The sequence below is a fragment of the Roseicyclus sp. genome (assembly GCF_052168335.1).
Classification (GTDB): Bacteria; Pseudomonadota; Alphaproteobacteria; order Rhodobacterales; family Rhodobacteraceae; genus Roseibacterium.
The window spans coordinates 1-1,211 of sequence record NZ_JBQLZP010000252.1 but is presented as its reverse complement, the minus strand read 5'-3'; the positions used below and the strand labels follow the sequence as shown (position 1 = coordinate 1,211).

Genomic DNA, 1,211 nt, shown 5'->3' with positions numbered 1-1,211 from the left:
CGATCCCCAACTACCGCGTGACCGGGCACCTGACGGACCTCGCCGTGCCGGTGGGCTTCTGGCGGGCGGTCGGCAACTCCTTCAACGGCTTCTTCATGGAGAGCTTCATCGACGAGATGGCGCATGCCGCGCGGCGCGACCCGCTGGCCTTCCGCCTCGACCTCGCCGAGCGGGAGCATATGCCGACCGCCCGCGTGCTCGAGGCCGTGGCCGAGATGTCGACCTGGACGGGCACCACGCCGGACGGCGTCGGGCGCGGCGTCGCGATGACCTATTCGTTCCACACCCCCGTCGCCGTCGTGGTGGAGGTCAGCGACCGGGACGGCGACGTCTCGATCGACCGCGCCTGGATCGCCTGCGACATCGGCACCGCCCTCGACCCCGGCATCATCCGCCAGCAGATGGAGGGCGGCCTGATCTACGGCCTCTCGGCGGCGGCGATGGAGGAGATCACCTTCGCCGACGGCGAGGTGCAGCAGTGGAACTTCCCCGACCACGATGCGCTGAGACTCCACACCTGCCCGGAGATCGAGGTGCGCATCCTCGAGAACCAGCATCATATCGGCGGCGTGGGCGAGCCTGCGACGCCGCCCTCCATGCCCGCGCTGGCCAATGCGATCTACGACCTCCGGGGCGAGCGCATCCGCGACCTGCCGCTCTCGCGCCGGGTGCGCTTCGTCGTCTGATCAGAAGAGGCTGCCCTGGTCGGGCGGATCGTCCTTCGCCCGCTTCGGGGCGGGACGCGCGGGCCCGTCGCCGGGGGTGACACCGAGCCGCCCGTCTGCGAAGGCGATCTCGAGGCGCGCGTGACGCTCGGCCTCCGCGCGGCTCTTGACCACGGTGGCGCCGTCGAACACCACCGCGTATCCGCGCCGGAGCGTCGCCTCGTAGCCCAGCGTCTCGTGGAGCTGCGACAGCCGCTCCAGCCGCTCGCGCCGCCTGCGCTGATCGTCCCCGGCCGCGCGGAGGAACCGGCGCTCGACTTCCGCCAGACGGTCGCGCCCCTTGGCCTGCGCCTGCCGGAGCCCCGAGGGCCGCAATCCCGCCGCCACCTGCCCGAGCCTGAGCCGCCGCGCCGAGACCGACCGCTCGAGCGCGGGCTCAAGGCGCGCCGACAGCCTGTCGAGTTCCCGCCGCTTCACCTGCGCGGCTTGCCGCAGCGCCGGGCCCAGTTGCAGCACGCAGCGGTCGAGCCGCTGGCGCGCGGTGTC

2 protein-coding genes are annotated in these 1,211 nt (G+C 72.7%); one reads left to right on the top strand and one right to left on the bottom strand.

Annotated elements, in window-relative coordinates:
• Positions 1-686 (top strand): molybdopterin cofactor-binding domain-containing protein (locus ACTS11_RS07795; RefSeq protein WP_442639761.1); only part of this gene is annotated, 686 nt, incomplete at its 5' end.
• Here ACTS11_RS07795 and ACTS11_RS07790 read toward each other — a convergent pair.
• The coding region (locus ACTS11_RS07790; protein ID WP_442639760.1) for an exodeoxyribonuclease VII large subunit at positions 687-1,211 on the bottom strand (525 nt) is incomplete at its 5' end. It abuts the gene before it with no gap.